Origin of the sequence: Pseudomonas sp. 25 R 14 (genome assembly GCF_900004755.1) — a bacterium.
In the GTDB taxonomy this organism is placed as follows: Bacteria; Pseudomonadota; Gammaproteobacteria; order Pseudomonadales; family Pseudomonadaceae; genus Aquipseudomonas; species Aquipseudomonas brenneri.
In genome coordinates this window covers 1-16182 of the sequence record NZ_CVTS01000031.1, presented here as the reverse complement: position 1 = coordinate 16182, position 16182 = coordinate 1, and the positions used below count along the sequence as shown (strand labels likewise).

Genomic DNA, 16182 nt, shown 5'->3' with positions numbered 1-16182 from the left:
CTCGCAAAATTAGTGAAGCTAAGATTAGAAGCGGTAGTGCGAGAAAGCTTTGTTAGCTTCAGCCATACGGTGCACGTCTTCACGCTTCTTAACAGCAGCACCTTTACCTTCAGCAGCGTCCAACAGCTCGCCGGCCAAACGCAGAGCCATAGACTTCTCGCCGCGCTTACGGGCGAAGTCTACCAACCAGCGCATTGCCAGGGCGTTACGACGGGACGGGCGAACTTCGACCGGAACCTGGTAAGTAGCACCGCCTACACGGCGCGACTTCACTTCGACCAGCGGAGCGATGGCGTCGAGAGCTTTCTCGAAGATTTCCAGGGGGTCGCTGTTCTTGCGTTCTTTAACCTTTTCCAGCGCGCCATAAACGATACGCTCGGCAACGGCTTTCTTGCCGCTTTCCATCACGTGGTTCATGAACTTGGCCAGGATTTGGCTTCCGTATTTTGGATCGTCAAGCACTTCGCGCTTGGCTGCTACGCGTCTTCTTGGCATGGATAAGCCCTCAAACGGTCTTCAGGTTCGTTCGGAATCGGTGCCCTTGCGGGACGCCTCCGACCTTACTCTTATCGACTCAGAAAATAAGATGATTCAGTTTACAAAAAGCCGCTACTACTTAGGCTTCTTGGTACCGTACTTCGAACGACCCTGGTTACGACCTTTAACGCCGGAAGTATCCAAGGAGCCGCGTACGGTGTGGTAACGAACACCTGGCAAGTCTTTTACACGACCGCCGCGGATCAGTACCACGCTGTGCTCTTGCAGGTTGTGGCCTTCACCGCCGATGTACGAGGAAACCTCGAAACCGTTGGTCAGGCGCACACGGCATACTTTACGCAGTGCCGAGTTAGGTTTTTTCGGCGTGGTGGTATACACACGGGTGCATACGCCACGACGTTGCGGGCAGTTCTGCAGCGCAGGCACGTCGGATTTCTCGACGATACGCTTACGCGGCTGACGTACCAGCTGGTTGATAGTTGCCATCTACTAGCTCCACTGTTGTCTTGCGACGCTATTGTCTTGCAAGAAAAGCAAAATGGCAGGAACGAATTCCCGCCAAATTTAGGGGTACAAGAGTCTAAAGAGGATCTTGCCCCCAGTCAAGGCAAGGCCCCGACCTCCCCCTCCATCGAAACCCGACAAAACTGTCTTGTTCCGACGAACGGGGCTGCCAGGGCCCGGTCTTATTTATCGCAGAACTCAGTTACCGCTAGAGTTCAGCGCTTCGGTCAGTGCAGCTTCCACTTCACTGGCGCTTACGCGCAGCGGCTTGTCGAGTTCACGGCGACGCTTGCGCTCGCTGTGGTAGGCCAAGCCGGTACCGGCTGGGATCAGACGACCCACAACCACGTTTTCTTTCAGGCCGCGCAGGTAATCGCGCTTGCCGGTTACCGCCGCTTCGGTCAGTACGCGAGTGGTTTCCTGGAAGGAAGCCGCCGAGATGAACGATTCGGTGGACAACGACGCCTTGGTGATACCCAGCAGAACACGAGTGAACTTGGAGACAAACTTGTCTTCCGCGCCCAGACGCTCGTTCTCTACCAGTACGTGAGTCAGTTCCATCTGGTCGCCCTTGATGAAACTCGAATCGCCGGATTCAGCGATTTCAACTTTACGCAGCATCTGACGCAGGATGGTCTCGATGTGCTTATCGTTGATCTTCACGCCCTGCAGACGGTAAACGTCCTGGATCTCGTTAACGATGTACTTGGCCAGCGCACTCACACCCAGCAGACGCAGGATGTCGTGTGGATCGCTCGGGCCGTCAGAGATAACTTCGCCGCGGTTTACCTGTTCGCCTTCGAAGACGTTCAGGTGACGCCACTTCGGAATCAGCTCTTCGTACGGATCGGTACCGTCGTTCGGGGTAATGACCAGACGGCGCTTGCCCTTGGTTTCTTTACCGAACGCGATGGTGCCGCTGACTTCAGCCAGAATCGACGCTTCTTTCGGACGACGAGCTTCGAACAAGTCGGCAACACGCGGCAGACCACCGGTGATGTCGCGGGTCTTCGAAGTTTCTTGCGGGATACGCGCGATAACATCACCGATCGCGATCTTCGCACCATCCGCCACACCGACCAGGGCGTTGGCTGGCAGGAAGTACTGAGCGATAACGTCAGTGCCTGGCAGCAACAGATCCTTGCCGTTGTCATCGACCATCTTCACGGCAGGACGGATGTCTTTACCGGCAGCTGGACGATCTTTGGCGTCGAGTACTTCAATGTTGGTCATACCGGTCAATTCGTCAGTCTGACGCTTGATCGTGATGCCTTCTTCCATGCCCACGTAGGTCACGGTACCTTTCATTTCGGTAACGATTGGGTGAGTGTGCGGATCCCACTTGGCCACGATTGCGCCAGCGTCGACCTTGTCACCTTCTTTAACCGAAATCACAGCACCGTACGGCAGCTTGTAACGCTCACGCTCACGACCGAAGTCATCAGCGATTGCCAGCTCACCGGAACGGGACACAGCAACCAGGTGGCCATCCACTCGCTCAACGTGTTTCAGGTTGTGCAGACGGACAGTACCGCCATTCTTCACCTGAACGCTGTCAGCCGCGGAGGTCCGGCTTGCCGCACCACCGATGTGGAACGTACGCATGGTCAGCTGGGTACCCGGCTCACCGATGGACTGGGCAGCGATAACGCCAACCGCTTCACCGATGTTCACCTGGTGACCACGAGCCAAGTCACGACCGTAGCACTTGGCGCAGATGCCGTAGCGGGTTTCGCAGCTGATCGGCGAGCGAACAATCACTTCGTCGATGCTGTTGAGTTCGATGAACTCGACCCACTTCTCATCTACCAGGGTGCCGGCAGGAACGATAACTTCCTCGGTACCTGGCTTGAATACGTCACGGGCAATAACACGACCCAATACGCGCTCACCCAGCGGCTCTACAACGTCACCGCCTTCAATGTGCGGAGTCATCAGCAGGCCATGCTCGGTGCCGCAATCGATCTCGGTTACAACCAGATCTTGTGCAACGTCTACCAGACGACGAGTCAGGTAACCGGAGTTAGCGGTTTTCAACGCGGTATCCGCCAGACCTTTACGAGCACCGTGCGTGGAGATGAAGTACTGAAGTACGCTCAAACCTTCACGGAAGTTCGCAGTAATCGGCGTTTCGATGATGGAACCGTCCGGCTTGGCCATCAGGCCACGCATACCGGCGAGCTGACGGATCTGCGCAGCAGAACCCCGTGCGCCCGAGTCGGCCATCATGTACATCGAGTTGAAAGACTCTTGATCGACTTCGACACCATGACGGTCGATGACTTTCTCTTTCGAGAGGTTGGCCATCATCGCCTTGGACACTTCGTCGTTGGCCTTGGACCAAAGGTCGATCACTTTGTTGTACTTCTCGCCCTGGGTTACCAGGCCGGAGGCGTACTGGCTCTCGATCTCTTTCACTTCGTCAGTGGCGGCACTGATGATGCGGGCTTTTTCATCCGGGATAACGAAGTCGTTAACACCGATGGAAACGCCGGAAATGGTCGAGTAAGCAAAACCGGTGTACATCAACTGGTCAGCGAAGATCACGGTCTCTTTCAGACCAACCACGCGGTAGCACTGGTTGATCAGCTTGGAGATCGCCTTTTTCTTCATCGGCAGGTTGACGACGTCGTACGACAGGCCTTTTGGCACAACCTGGTACAACAGCGCACGGCCGACAGTGGTGTCGACGATACGAACGTTGCTCACGCTGCCGCCGTCACGGTCGTTGACGGTTTCGTGGATCCGCACCTTGACCTTGGCGTGCAGTGCGGCTTCGCCGGCACGGAACACACGGTCAACTTCTTGCAGGTCAGCGAACACACGACCTTCGCCCTTGGCGTTGATCGCTTCACGGGTCATGTAGTACAGACCCAATACAACGTCCTGCGACGGAACGATGATTGGCTCACCGTTGGCTGGCGACAGAATGTTGTTGGTCGACATCATCAACGCACGCGCTTCCAACTGGGCTTCCAGTGTCAGCGGTACGTGCACGGCCATTTGGTCGCCGTCGAAGTCGGCGTTGTACGCAGCACAGACCAGAGGGTGCAGCTGGATAGCCTTACCTTCGATCAGTACCGGTTCAAACGCCTGGATACCCAGACGGTGAAGGGTCGGTGCACGGTTGAGGAGAACCGGGTGTTCACGGATCACTTCAGCGAGAACGTCCCAAACCTCTGGCAGTTCGCGCTCGACCATTTTCTTGGCCGCTTTGATGGTGGTCGCGAGACCGCGCATTTCCAGCTTGCCGAAGATGAACGGCTTGAACAGCTCCAGCGCCATCTTCTTAGGCAGACCGCACTGGTGCAGACGCAGGGTCGGGCCTACGGTAATTACCGAACGACCGGAGTAGTCAACACGCTTACCGAGCAAGTTCTGACGGAAACGACCTTGCTTACCCTTGATCATGTCAGCCAGGGATTTCAGAGGACGCTTGTTGGAACCGGTGATAGCGCGGCCACGACGACCGTTGTCGAGCAAGGCGTCGACAGCTTCCTGCAACATACGCTTTTCGTTGCGCACGATGATGTCCGGAGCGGACAGATCAAGCAGGCGCTTCAAGCGGTTGTTACGGTTGATCACGCGGCGGTACAGGTCGTTGAGGTCGGACGTCGCGAAACGACCACCGTCCAACGGTACCAGCGGACGCAGGTCTGGCGGCAGAACCGGCAGAACGGTCAGCACCATCCACTCTGGGAGGTTGCCGGAACCCTGGAAGGCTTCCATCAACTTCAGACGCTTGGACAGCTTCTTGATCTTGGTTTCGGAATTGGTTTGCGGAATTTCTTCGCGCAGACGGCCAATCTCGTGCTCCAGGTCGATAGCGTGCAGCAGTTCGCGGACAGCTTCGGCACCCATGCGGGCATCGAAATCGTCGCCGAACTCTTCCAGCGCTTCGAAGTACTGCTCGTCGTTCAGCAACTGACCCTTTTCAAGGGTGGTCATGCCTGGATCGATAACGACATAGCTCTCGAAGTAGAGAACGCGTTCGATATCACGCAGGGTCATGTCCATCAGCAAGCCGATACGGGACGGCAGCGATTTCAGGAACCAGATGTGGGCAACCGGCGAAGCCAGCTCGATGTGCGCCATGCGCTCACGACGAACCTTGGCCAGTGCAACTTCAACGCCGCACTTCTCGCAGATCACACCACGGTGCTTCAAGCGCTTGTACTTACCGCACAGGCACTCGTAATCCTTTACCGGGCCAAAGATCTTGGCGCAGAACAGGCCGTCACGCTCAGGTTTGAACGTACGGTAGTTGATGGTTTCCGGCTTTTTAACTTCACCGAACGACCACGAACGGATCATCTCAGGCGATGCCAGTCCAATACGGATGGCGTCGAACTCTTCGACTTGACCCTGGTTTTTCAGCAAATTCAGTAGGTCTTTCAAGGCCTTTCCTCCTGGCGGAGCAGAGAGCGGGCTAAATAGCCCCGCTCTCGATTCGCGTCACGTGTTATTCGGTTTCCAGATCGATATCGATGCCGAGGGAACGAATTTCTTTGATCAACACGTTGAAGGACTCGGGCATGCCCGGCTCCATACGGTGATCGCCGTCCACGATGTTTTTGTACATCTTGGTACGACCGTTCACATCGTCCGACTTCACTGTGAGCATTTCTTGCAGAGTGTATGCAGCACCGTATGCTTCCAGTGCCCAGACCTCCATCTCCCCGAAACGCTGACCACCGAACTGAGCCTTACCACCCAGCGGCTGCTGGGTAACCAGGCTGTACGAACCGGTAGAACGAGCGTGCATCTTGTCGTCTACCAAGTGGTTCAGCTTCAGCATGTACATGTAGCCAACAGTAACCGGGCGCTCGAACTTGTTGCCGGTACGGCCGTCGAACAGCTGCATCTGGCCGCTTTCTGGCAAGTCTGCCAGTTTCAGCATGGCCTTGATTTCGCTTTCCTTGGCACCGTCGAACACTGGGGTAGCCATTGGAACGCCGCCGCGCAGGTTCTTCGCCAGATCCAGGATTTCCTGGTCGGTAAAGGTGTCCAGCTCTTCGTTGCGACCGCCGATCTCGTTGTAGATCTCGTGCAGGAACTTACGCAGGTCAGCGACCTTGCGCTGCTCTTCGATCATACGGTTGATCTTTTCGCCCAGACCTTTGGCCGCGAGGCCCAGGTGGGTTTCAAGGATCTGACCAACGTTCATACGCGAAGGTACGCCCAACGGGTTGAGGACGACGTCGACCGGGGTGCCATTGGCATCGTGCGGCATGTCTTCAACCGGCATGATCACGGAGACCACACCTTTGTTACCGTGACGACCGGCCATCTTGTCGCCCGGCTGGATGCGACGACGGATTGCCAGGTAAACCTTGACGATTTTCAGCACGCCTGGAGCCAGGTCATCGCCCTGCTGCAGTTTGCGCTTCTTGTCTTCGAACTTGTCGTCCAGCAGACGGCGGCGATCAACGATGTAGGCCTGGGCCTTCTCAAGCTGCTCGTTCAGAGCATCTTCAGCCATGCGCAGTTTGAACCACTGGCCGTGCTCAAGACCGTCGAGTACTTCGTCGGTGATGTCCTGACCTTTCTTCAAGCCGGCGCCGCCTTCGGCCTTGTGGCCTACCAGGGCGGAACGCAGACGTTCGAAGGTCGCGCCTTCAACGATACGGAACTCTTCGTTCAGGTCCTTGCGGATCTCGTCGAGCTGGGTCTTCTCGATGGACAGTGCACGAGCATCACGCTCAACGCCGTCACGGGTGAAGACCTGTACGTCGATGACAGTACCCTTGGTACCGGTAGGTACACGCAGGGAGGTGTCTTTAACGTCGCTGGCTTTTTCACCGAAGATGGCACGCAACAGCTTCTCTTCTGGCGTCAGTTGGGTCTCGCCTTTCGGAGTAACCTTACCTACCAGAATGTCGCCAGCGCCAACTTCAGCACCTACGTAAACGATACCGGCTTCGTCCAGCTTGTTCAGTGCAGCTTCACCCACGTTCGGGATGTCTGCAGTGATCTCTTCAGGCCCAAGCTTGGTGTCACGCGCCACACAGGTCAGTTCCTGAATGTGGATCGTGGTGAAGCGATCTTCCTGAACCACACGCTCGGACAGGCAGATGGAGTCTTCGAAGTTGTAACCGTTCCAGGCCATGAACGCGATGCGCATGTTCTGGCCCAGTGCCAGCTCACCCATATCGGTGGACGGACCGTCTGCCATGATGTCGCTGCGCTGAACCCGATCACCCTTACGCACCAGCGGACGCTGGTTGATGCAGGTGTTCTGGTTGGAGCGGGTGTACTTGGTCAGGTTGTAGATGTCGACACCGGCTTCGCCAGTTTCAACTTCGTCATCGGCAACACGAACCACGATACGGCTGGCATCAACAGAGTCGATCACGCCGCCACGACGAGCCACGACGCAAACGCCGGAGTCACGAGCTACGTTACGCTCCATGCCGGTACCTACCAGCGGCTTGTCGGCACGCAGGGTGGGTACAGCCTGACGCTGCATGTTGGAACCCATCAACGCACGGTTGGCGTCATCGTGCTCCAGGAACGGGATCAGCGACGCTGCGACCGAAACTACCTGCTTGGGCGACACGTCCATCAAGGTGACGTCTTCCGGCGCCTTGACGGTGAACTCGTTCAGGTGACGAACAGCTACCAGCTCATCGATCAGGACTTTCTTGTCGTTCATCGTGGCCGAAGCCTGAGCGATCACGTGATCAGCTTCTTCGATGGCGGACAGGAAGACGATCTCGTCGGTGACCAACGCGTCTTTCACCACACGGTACGGGCTTTCCAGGAAGCCGTACTGGTTGGTGCGCGCATAGGCCGCCAGGGAGTTGATCAGGCCGATGTTCGGACCTTCCGGCGTTTCGATCGGGCATACACGACCGTAGTGCGTCGGGTGTACGTCACGAACTTCAAAGCCAGCACGCTCACGCGTCAGACCGCCTGGGCCCAGTGCAGAAACACGGCGCTTGTGGGTGATCTCGGAGAGCGGGTTGTTCTGGTCCATGAACTGCGAGAGCTGGCTGGAACCGAAGAACTCTTTCACCGCCGCAGCCACTGGCTTGGCGTTGATCAGGTCTTGCGGCATCAGGCCTTCGCTTTCAGCCATCGACAGACGCTCTTTGACCGCACGCTCAACACGTACCAGGCCAACGCGGAACTGGTTCTCGGCCATTTCGCCTACGCAGCGAACACGACGGTTACCCAGGTGGTCGATGTCATCGACGATGCCTTTGCCGTTACGGATGTCGACCAGAGTCTTCAGGACCGCAACGATGTCTTCCTTGCACAACACGCCCGAACCTTCGATCTCGGTACGACCGATACGACGGTTGAACTTCATCCGGCCTACAGCAGACAGGTCATAGCGCTCTGGGCTGAAGAACAGGTTGTTGAACAGGGTTTCGGCAGCGTCTTTGGTTGGTGGCTCGCCAGGACGCATCATGCGATAGATCTCGACCAGCGCTTCCAATTGGTTGCTGGTGGAGTCGATCTTCAGGGTGTCGGAGACGAACGGACCGCAGTCGATGTCGTTGGTGTACAGGGTCTCGATGCGAACAACCTGGGCCTTGGCGATTTTTGCCAGGATCTCGGTGTTCAGCTCGGTGTTGCACTCAGCCAGGATTTCGCCTGTAGCCGGGTGAACGATGACCTTGGCGGTGGTGCGACCCAGGACGTAGTCCAGAGGCACGTCCAGCGACTTGATACCGGCTTTTTCGATCTGGTTGATGTGGCGCGCAGTAATACGACGGCCAGCTTCAACAATGACCTTGCCCTTCTCGTCCTGAATGTCCAGGACCGCAATTTCACCACGCAGACGCGAAGCAATCAGCTCCAGGCTGAGGGTTTCATCCTTCAGGCTGAATACGTTGGTGGTGTAGAAGGCGTCCAGCACTTGCTCAGTGGTATAGCCGAGCGCGCGCAGCAGTACCGAGGCCGGCAGCTTGCGACGACGGTCGATACGCACGAACACGCAGTCTTTCGGGTCGAACTCGAAGTCCAACCACGAACCACGGTACGGAATGATCCGCGCGGAGTACAGGAGCTTGCCGGAGCTGTGCGTCTTACCGCGATCGTGGTCGAAGAACACGCCCGGGGAACGGTGCAGCTGGGAAACAATTACACGCTCGGTACCGTTGATAACGAAGGTACCGTTCTCAGTCATCAATGGGATTTCGCCCATGTAGACTTCTTGCTCTTTGATGTCCTTGATCGCTTTGTTCGACGATTCTTTGTCGAAAATGATCAGACGGACTTTTACCCGCAAAGGTACGGCGTACGTAACACCGCGCAACACGCATTCTTTGACATCAAATGCCGGTTCGCCCAGGCGATAACCGACGTACTCCAGCGCAGCATTGCCGGAGTAGCTGATGATCGGGAAAACGGATTTGAAGGCCGCATGCAGGCCCACGTCGCGGAACTGATCTTTGGTCGCTCCCGCCTGCAAGAATTCACGATACGAATCCAGCTGGATAGCCAGAAGGTACGGGACATCCATGACGTCCGGCAACTTGCTAAAGTCCTTGCGGATACGTTTTTTCTCAGTATATGAGTAAGCCATCAGCGTTCCCCAGCTTGGTCACCTGCTTGTTTGGCCCTCCCGACGGGAGCAGCCAGAAAATCTTGCAAACCCCATGGTTTGCACCACCGCATCGGGTGGCTACAGCGCGTTAGTGGCGGCGACCGAGTCGACAGCCAAGAACGGAAAAAGGCCGGTGGCAAGAGCCACCAGCCATCAGCCTTCAGCTTAACGCTTGGGCTGGAGACGCAAGGTCGATGCTTACTTCAGCTCGACTTTAGCGCCTGCTTCTTCCAGAGTAGCTTTGGCTTTGTCAGCGGCGTCTTTCGACACAGCTTCCAGAACCTGGGCAGGAGCGCCGTCAACTACAGCCTTGGCTTCTTTCAGGCCCAGACCGGTCAGTTCACGTACTGCCTTGATCACGTTTACTTTCTTCTCGCCAGCTTCCAGCAGCATGACGTTGAATTCGGTTTGCTCTTCAGCAGCAACAGCAGCAACAGCTGGGCCAGCGGAAGCAGCGGCAGCGGAAACGCCGAATTTTTCTTCGAAAGCTTTGATCAGCTCAACAACCTGCAGAACCGACATTTCAGCTACGGCGTTGAGGATATCGTCTTGGGAGATAGACATTGCTGTATTTCCTGAATTGGGGGACGGCCTACGCGGCCATCGAAATAAACAAAAAAACGCGAGAGAGGTCGCTCAGCCTTAGGCTGCGGCAGCTTCTTTTTGCTCGCGAACTGCGGCCAGAGTACGAGCCAACTTGCTGGTAGCGCCTTGAATCACGCTCATCAGCTGAGAAATAGCTTCGTTACGGGTCGGCAGTGTTGCCAGTACGTCGATTTGGTTAGCTGCGAGGAACTTGCCCTCGAACGCAGCTGCCTTGATCTCGAACTTATCCTGACCCTTGGCGAATTCCTTGAACAAACGAGCAGCAGCGCCCGGGTGATCTTTGGAGAACGCAATCAGGGTCGGGCCGGTGAACACGTCGTTGAGGACACTGTATTCAGTGTCAGCAACAGCGCGCTTGAGCAGGGTGTTACGTACAACACGTACGTATACGCCAGCTTCACGAGCCTCTTTACGGAGTCCGGTCATAGCGCTTACTGTCACACCACGGGCATCAGCCACGACAGCGGACAGAGCAGCTTTGGCAGCCTCGTTGACTTCAGCGACGATGGCCTTCTTGTCTTCGAGATTAATTGCCACGGGTTTAACTCCTGCTTGTTACCGTTTCATCTGGCCTAGGCCGGATGTCGTTTTGGTGTCTGATTCGGTAAGGAACCGGGAGCACCATCTGCGTAGGCTTGATGGTTTAAGACTTGCGTCGCCTACGGTCTTGGATAGCCCCCGCCAGGCAGGGACCCCAATCTTTCAATTGGCGCGATCACTCACGCCAATGTGTGTCTTATACGTCCAGCGAGCCTTGGTCGATGACCAGACCTGGGCCCATAGTGGTGCTCAGGGTAACGCGCTTGACGTAGATACCTTTCGAGGAAGCTGGCTTGATACGCTTCAGATCAGCGATCAGGGCTTCAACGTTTTCCTTCAGCTTGACGGCGTCGAAGCCGACCTTGCCAACGGAGGTGTGAATGATGCCGTTTTTGTCGGTGCGATAACGAACCTGACCAGCCTTGGCGTTTTTAACCGCGGTGGCTACGTCTGGCGTTACGGTACCGACTTTCGGGTTAGGCATCAGGCCACGTGGGCCCAGGATCTGACCCAACTGACCTACAACGCGCATTGCATCCGGGGAGGCAATAACGACGTCATAGTTCAGGTCGCCGCCTTTCATTTCGGCAGCCAGGTCGTCCATGCCAACGCGATCGGCGCCAGCGGCCAGAGCAGCTTCAGCTGCCGGGCCCTGGGTGAAGACAGCAACACGTACAGTCTTGCCAGTACCGTGTGGCAGCACAGTAGCGCTACGAACGACCTGGTCGGATTTACGTGGGTCAACACCCAGGTTTACAGCAACGTCAACGGACTCGCTGAACTTGACAGTCGACAGCTCGGTCAGCAGGGCAGCAGCGTCTACAAAGTTGTAGGACTTGCCCGCTTCGATTTTGCCGGCGATAGCCTTTTGGCGCTTGGTCAGCTTAGCCATTACACACCCTCCACGTTAAGGCCCATGCTACGAGCAGAACCGGCGATGGTACGCACGGCTGCATCCATATCAGCTGCAGTCAGATCCGCGTTTTTGGTTTTCGCGATTTCTTCCAGCTGAGCACGAGTTACAGTGCCAACCTTAACGGTGTTCGGACGAGCGGAACCGCTAGTCAGACCAGCAGCTTTCTTCAACAAAACCGAAGCCGGGGTCGACTTGGTTTCGAAAGTGAAGCTACGGTCGCTGTATACAGTGATGATCACTGGAGTCGGCAGACCTGGCTCAATACCCTGAGTACGGGCGTTGAAGGCCTTGCAGAATTCCATGATGTTCACGCCGTGCTGACCCAGAGCTGGACCGACGGGTGGGCTAGGGTTGGCCTGAGCGGCCTTCACTTGCAGCTTGATGTAAGCGGTAATCTTCTTGGCCATGAGGCACTCCAATTACGGGTTCAAGCGCCTCGAAAGGCTCCCCGGTTACTTGCGCGTTTATCCCAGTGACGACAAAACCCCACAGCCTAAGGCTGCGGGGTTGGGATGCTTTGTCAGCTAGACCTTCTCGACCTGGCTGAACTCCAACTCTACCGGAGTAGAGCGACCGAAAATGAGCACTGCCACTTGGATCCGGCTCTTTTCGTAGTTAACTTCTTCGACAGTGCCGTTAAAATCAGCAAACGGACCATCAGTGACACGAACAACTTCGCCCGGCTCGAACAATGTCTTCGGCTTCGGCTTGTCGCTACCATCAGCAACACGACGCAGAATCGCTTCCGCCTCTTTGTCGGTGATCGGCGCAGGCTTGTCAGCGGTACCGCCGATAAAGCCCATCACGCGAGGAGTGTCCTTGACCAAGTGCCAAGTACCCTCATTCATGTCCATCTGTACCAGCACGTAGCCAGGGAAGAACTTGCGTTCGCTTTTGCGCTTCTGGCCATTGCGCATCTCTACCACTTCTTCAGTGGGAACCAGAATTTCGCCGAAGCCATCTTCCATGCCTGCCAGCTTTACGCGCTCTAGCAAAGAGCGCATGACATGCTTCTCGTAACCCGAGTAAGCATGCACAACGTACCAACGCTTAGCCACGGGACACCCTTAGCCAACAATCAAGGAAACAAGCCAGCCGAGCAGGGAATCAAGACCCCACAACAGCAACGCCATAACCAGAACAACAGCCACAACAATTAGCGTGGTCTGCGTGGTTTCTTGGCGAGTTGGCCAAACGACTTTACGTATTTCGGTGCGAGCTTCCTTAACCAGTACGGCGAAAGACTTACCCTTTACAGTCTGCAGACCGATAAACACAGCCACAGCAGCAAGAGCAAGCAATACGAGTACGCGGTACAGGATCGGCGAAGCAGAATAATACTGATTGCCAACAACGCCTACGACCACCAAAGCGACGACAGCGAGCCACTTAACCAGATCGAAACGAGAGCTTTGAGCTTCAGCCTTAGGAGTCATCTATGAAGATCCTGTGAAAAGAAAGCCAGATACACCACGTGAATCTGGCAGGTCAGGAGGGAATCGAACCCCCAACCTACGGTTTTGGAGACCGTCGCTCTGCCAATTGAGCTACTGACCTAAAACAAAATCAGGCCGACCATTATGCAGGCCTGAAAAAGACTTTACAACAACCAACCCCAAGAGACTTGAAACAACCTGATAACACCAGGTAAAACAGAATCAAGCCGAGACAGCTGTTAAAACAAAGGCAGATATTTTCATATCTGCCTTGTTATATGGAGCTCTTGAGCGGATTTGAACCGCTGACCTCACCCTTACCAAGGGTGTGCTCTACCAACTGAGCTACAAGAGCGAAACATCTTGCACAACCTGCAAACTTGGAGCGGGTAGCGGGAATCGAACCCGCATCATCAGCTTGGAAGGCTGAGGTTCTACCACTAAACTATACCCGCGAAGCTTGCAGCTCACGCTAAAAATGGTGGAGGGGGAAGGATTCGAACCTTCGAAGTCGTAGACGTCAGATTTACAGTCTGATCCCTTTGGCCGCTCGGGAACCCCTCCTAAGCGAGCCGGCATTTTACATTACGCCGACCTTCTGTCAAGCATTTTCTCATTAAAAATATGAGGTTAGCTGCGTGACGATCGCTTCACACCAACTTCCCGAAAGGGTCATCACTGTGGAGCGGGCGCCATTCTATGCAAACTATTCGACAGTTGCAATGCCTTCGCACGGCATTATTTTATGTTTTAACTCATTGAATTCATTAGCAAGGCTTTCAAACGGCAGATCGTCAGCCAGGCGGCGACTTTCAGGTGCTACACGCAACCAGAAAGAAGGCGCGCCCGCCGAGACCAACGACTGGATTCGAGCCTTGATATCCAGGCTGATCAGACGCTGCTCAAGGAACTGGGCTTGCTCCTGGCCTGCGAACCCACCGATATACAAGCAACCTGCAGGCGCCTCTGGAGCCTTGGGCCGATCGCGACGCGCCACAGCGTCAGCCGACTCGCTCAACAACTGAATATCCTGCTGAGAGCCCCGATATAGCGCCAAGGGCGTTACATCCTTTGCACGCAAGGGCGCCTCTTGCTGGTGCCAGACGTAATAAAAGACATTGAGGACCAGCAACAACAGAAACAACCAACGCATAAAAACCTCAAGACAAAGGGCATGCCATCGCCAAGCCGACAAATACCAGGTCCGGAACGAAGCGAGCGCCTGGCAAGGCGTCAGCGACCAACTCAGCATCACCACCCGTAAGGAAAACCGAAAAGTCGCCCCCCCAGTAACTGCGGGCCAGCTCCAGTTGCGACTGCGCGAATCCACGCAGCATGAGCGTACAACCCCGCTCAACGGCCTGGGCAGTGGTACGTCCAGGTACAAGGCTTTCCAATGCACGCTCAGCGGCAACATCGTCATAGCGTATTTTTCGGGTGTGGGTGCGCAGCTGATTTCTCATCAGCGGCATACCAGGGCAGATAAACCCCCCAAGATGCTCGCCATCTGCCGTGATGAAATCAGCAGTGGCCGCCGTACCGAAATCAAGTACCAGGCATGCTCCAGAGGCTAGCTGGAAACCTCCAAGCATCGCCAGCCAACGATCCAGCCCCAAACGGGCGTACTCTTCATACCCATTGCGCACACCCGCCATCTCACGCGCTGGCGCAGCACAGCTTATAGAGACACCAAAGGCTGCAACCAACACGCCTACCAGGCGATTGGTCTCTTCCTGAGCGCGCACACTGACCAATCTGCAGTGCTGCAGTGAAAGACCAGCCAGTGAGTGAAGACCACCCAGCAACGCCACATCCGAATCAACAACACCTTCAGCAAAAACGGCCGCCTGGCTTGCCTCAAGGACACGCCATTTGATGAAGCTATTCCCACAGTCGAGCTCAAGAATCATCACGCAACCTCAGGCTTAACTCACCGCCACTGTAGATTTTCTCAACACCATTCACTTCAAGACGTAGCGCGCCCTGACCGTCGATACCCAGCACAACACCATCTATCTGGTTGACACCGGCGATCAACGACACCGCCCTACCCTGCCATAGATGATTGCGCTCCCACTCCTCTCGGATGACCGCAAAACCGAAGTCCCTATGACGCTCCAGATAAACTTGCAACGCCTGGCCCAGATGAGCGACCAGATGATTTCGATCTACCACTCGCCCCGTTTCTAGCTGTATCGATGTCCACTGCTGATCAACTTCCGCAGCGCCCCGCATGTTTGCGTTGATACCAATACCGAGCACCACGTGGCAAACATCAGCGGGATCCCCTACCAATTCAAGAAGAATGCCCGAAATCTTCTTCGACCCAACAAGAACGTCATTAGGCCATTTCAAACCTGCCCCCTGGACACCAAGATCGCGCAGGGTTTGCATTACTGCCAACCCCACGACGAGGCTCAGGCCTTCAAGCTGTCGTAAACCACCATCGATACGCAGCACAAGGCTGTAGTAAACATTCTGTGCAAATGGACTGACCCACTGACGCCCTCGACGCCCCCTGCCAGCAGTCTGCTGCTCAGAGAGAACCAGGAAGGGTGCCGCTTGCCCCGCATCGATAAGACGTAGAGCCTCGGCATTAGTGGAGTCGATGGTATCGGATATAAAAACCGAACCTGCGCACAGCGGCGACTGCAAGGCGATCTCGTCAGCACTCAGCAGAACCAGCGGGGACGCCAATTGATAGCCTCTACCCCTGACTTTATGAATGGTCAGATCCAGCTCAACCTCCAGATGCTGGAGCTGCTTCCACACAGCACTACGACTGACGCCCAGGGCTGCGCCTAGCGCTTCACCCGAATGGAATCGGCCATCTTTCAGAAGTTTTAACAACGTCAGCATGCAGGTCTCGCCTCACAATGAGGCACGCATGATAGCCATGCGTAGGGCCATTGCATAGAAAGCAAGCTGACAGGTGATAAGGGCGGGCCCTGAGTCTTGCAGCTAAACGCTTGAAGCTTGCCACTGCCCCTTTCCGAGCGCCCAAAACAAAACCCCAACTGCTTTCGCAATTGGGGTTCTGGAATTTAATCTTGACGATGACCTACTCTCACATGGGGAAACCCCACACTACCATCGGCGATGCATCGTTTCACTGCTGAGTTCGG

13 protein-coding genes and 4 tRNA genes are annotated in these 16182 nt (G+C 55.7%); all 17 read right to left on the bottom strand.

The genetic code is table 11. The annotated features are described in order from the left end of the window. Nucleotides 1-24: 24 nt before the first annotated feature. The gene (gene rpsG / locus BFQ03_RS07165; protein WP_002555493.1) at nt 25-495 is read right to left on the bottom strand and encodes a 30S ribosomal protein S7; all 471 of its coding nucleotides are present in this window, start codon (nt 493-495) and stop codon (nt 25-27) included. A gap of 117 nt (nt 496-612) precedes the next feature. Further along, nucleotides 613-984, bottom strand: coding sequence for a 30S ribosomal protein S12 (gene rpsL, locus BFQ03_RS07160; RefSeq protein ID WP_002555494.1), 372 nt, complete (start codon nt 982-984; stop codon nt 613-615). 216 nt (nt 985-1200) lie between these two features. After that, nucleotides 1201-5400, bottom strand: coding sequence for a DNA-directed RNA polymerase subunit beta' (gene rpoC, locus BFQ03_RS07155; protein WP_032861612.1), 4200 nt, complete (start codon nt 5398-5400; stop codon nt 1201-1203). Nucleotides 5401-5464: 64 nt separating this feature from the next. Further along, complete coding sequence (rpoB, locus tag BFQ03_RS07150) at nt 5465-9538, bottom strand: DNA-directed RNA polymerase subunit beta (RefSeq protein WP_032861610.1); 4074 nt, start codon at nt 9536-9538, stop codon at nt 5465-5467. A 219-nt stretch (nt 9539-9757) separates the two neighbouring features. Continuing rightward, nucleotides 9758-10123, bottom strand: coding sequence for a 50S ribosomal protein L7/L12 (gene rplL / locus BFQ03_RS07145; protein ID WP_003176432.1), 366 nt, complete (start codon nt 10121-10123; stop codon nt 9758-9760). A gap of 78 nt (nt 10124-10201) precedes the next feature. After that, nucleotides 10202-10702, bottom strand: coding sequence for a 50S ribosomal protein L10 (rplJ, locus tag BFQ03_RS07140; protein ID WP_032861608.1), 501 nt, complete (start codon nt 10700-10702; stop codon nt 10202-10204). 199 nt (nt 10703-10901) lie between these two features. After that, nucleotides 10902-11597, bottom strand: coding sequence for a 50S ribosomal protein L1 (rplA, locus tag BFQ03_RS07135; RefSeq protein ID WP_003176434.1), 696 nt, complete (start codon nt 11595-11597; stop codon nt 10902-10904). Next, nucleotides 11597-12028 (bottom strand): 50S ribosomal protein L11, encoded by a 432-nt coding sequence (gene rplK, locus BFQ03_RS07130; RefSeq protein WP_003210097.1) that lies wholly within the window; start codon nt 12026-12028, stop codon nt 11597-11599. The genes rplA and rplK overlap by 1 nt, the downstream gene beginning before the upstream one ends. Before the next feature lie 117 nt (nt 12029-12145). Then, nucleotides 12146-12679, bottom strand: a complete 534-nt coding sequence (gene nusG / locus BFQ03_RS07125; RefSeq protein ID WP_003176436.1) for a transcription termination/antitermination protein NusG — start codon at nt 12677-12679, stop codon at nt 12146-12148. A 9-nt stretch (nt 12680-12688) separates the two neighbouring features. Next, a complete protein-coding gene (secE, locus tag BFQ03_RS07120; protein ID WP_029299242.1) occupies nt 12689-13057 on the bottom strand; it encodes a preprotein translocase subunit SecE in 369 nt (122 codons plus the stop codon). A 45-nt stretch (nt 13058-13102) separates the two neighbouring features. Next, a tRNA-Trp gene (locus tag BFQ03_RS07115) sits at nt 13103-13178 on the bottom strand. Between the two features lie 158 nt (nt 13179-13336). Continuing rightward, a tRNA-Thr gene (locus tag BFQ03_RS07110) sits at nt 13337-13412 on the bottom strand. A 26-nt stretch (nt 13413-13438) separates the two neighbouring features. Beyond that, nucleotides 13439-13512: transfer RNA gene (locus tag BFQ03_RS07105), tRNA-Gly, on the bottom strand. A gap of 24 nt (nt 13513-13536) precedes the next feature. Further along, nucleotides 13537-13621, bottom strand: a tRNA-Tyr gene (locus tag BFQ03_RS07100). A 142-nt stretch (nt 13622-13763) separates the two neighbouring features. Further along, a complete protein-coding gene (locus BFQ03_RS07095) occupies nt 13764-14210 on the bottom strand; it encodes a hypothetical protein (protein WP_032861606.1) in 447 nt (148 codons plus the stop codon). Between the two features lie 7 nt (nt 14211-14217). Then, nucleotides 14218-14967, bottom strand: a complete 750-nt coding sequence (locus BFQ03_RS07090) for a pantothenate kinase (protein WP_032861603.1) — start codon at nt 14965-14967, stop codon at nt 14218-14220. Beyond that, complete coding sequence (gene birA, locus BFQ03_RS07085; RefSeq protein WP_065942767.1) at nt 14957-15916, bottom strand: bifunctional biotin--[acetyl-CoA-carboxylase] ligase/biotin operon repressor BirA; 960 nt, start codon at nt 15914-15916, stop codon at nt 14957-14959. Before birA ends, BFQ03_RS07090 begins: the two co-directional genes overlap by 11 nt. Nucleotides 15917-16182 lie beyond the last annotated feature (266 nt).

What these genes read in the sequence shown, in the direction of transcription:
- BFQ03_RS07090 (WP_032861603.1), bottom strand. Translation starts at nt 14,967, where the DNA reads ATGATTCTTGAGCTCGACTGTGGGAATAGCTTCATCAAATGGCGTGTC.
- birA (WP_065942767.1), bottom strand. Translation starts at nt 15,916, where the DNA reads ATGCTGACGTTGTTAAAACTTCTGAAAGATGGCCGATTCCATTCGGGT.
- rplA (WP_003176434.1), bottom strand. Translation starts at nt 11,597, where the DNA reads ATGGCTAAGCTGACCAAGCGCCAAAAGGCTATCGCCGGCAAAATCGAA.
- rpsL (WP_002555494.1), bottom strand. Translation starts at nt 984, where the DNA reads ATGGCAACTATCAACCAGCTGGTACGTCAGCCGCGTAAGCGTATCGTC.
- rpoB (WP_032861610.1), bottom strand. Translation starts at nt 9,538, where the DNA reads ATGGCTTACTCATATACTGAGAAAAAACGTATCCGCAAGGACTTTAGC.
- rplK (WP_003210097.1), bottom strand. Translation starts at nt 12,028, where the DNA reads ATGGCCAAGAAGATTACCGCTTACATCAAGCTGCAAGTGAAGGCCGCT.
- secE (WP_029299242.1), bottom strand. Translation starts at nt 13,057, where the DNA reads ATGACTCCTAAGGCTGAAGCTCAAAGCTCTCGTTTCGATCTGGTTAAG.
- rplL (WP_003176432.1), bottom strand. Translation starts at nt 10,123, where the DNA reads ATGTCTATCTCCCAAGACGATATCCTCAACGCCGTAGCTGAAATGTCG.
- rpsG (WP_002555493.1), bottom strand. Translation starts at nt 495, where the DNA reads ATGCCAAGAAGACGCGTAGCAGCCAAGCGCGAAGTGCTTGACGATCCA.
- BFQ03_RS07095 (WP_032861606.1), bottom strand. Translation starts at nt 14,210, where the DNA reads ATGCGTTGGTTGTTTCTGTTGTTGCTGGTCCTCAATGTCTTTTATTAC.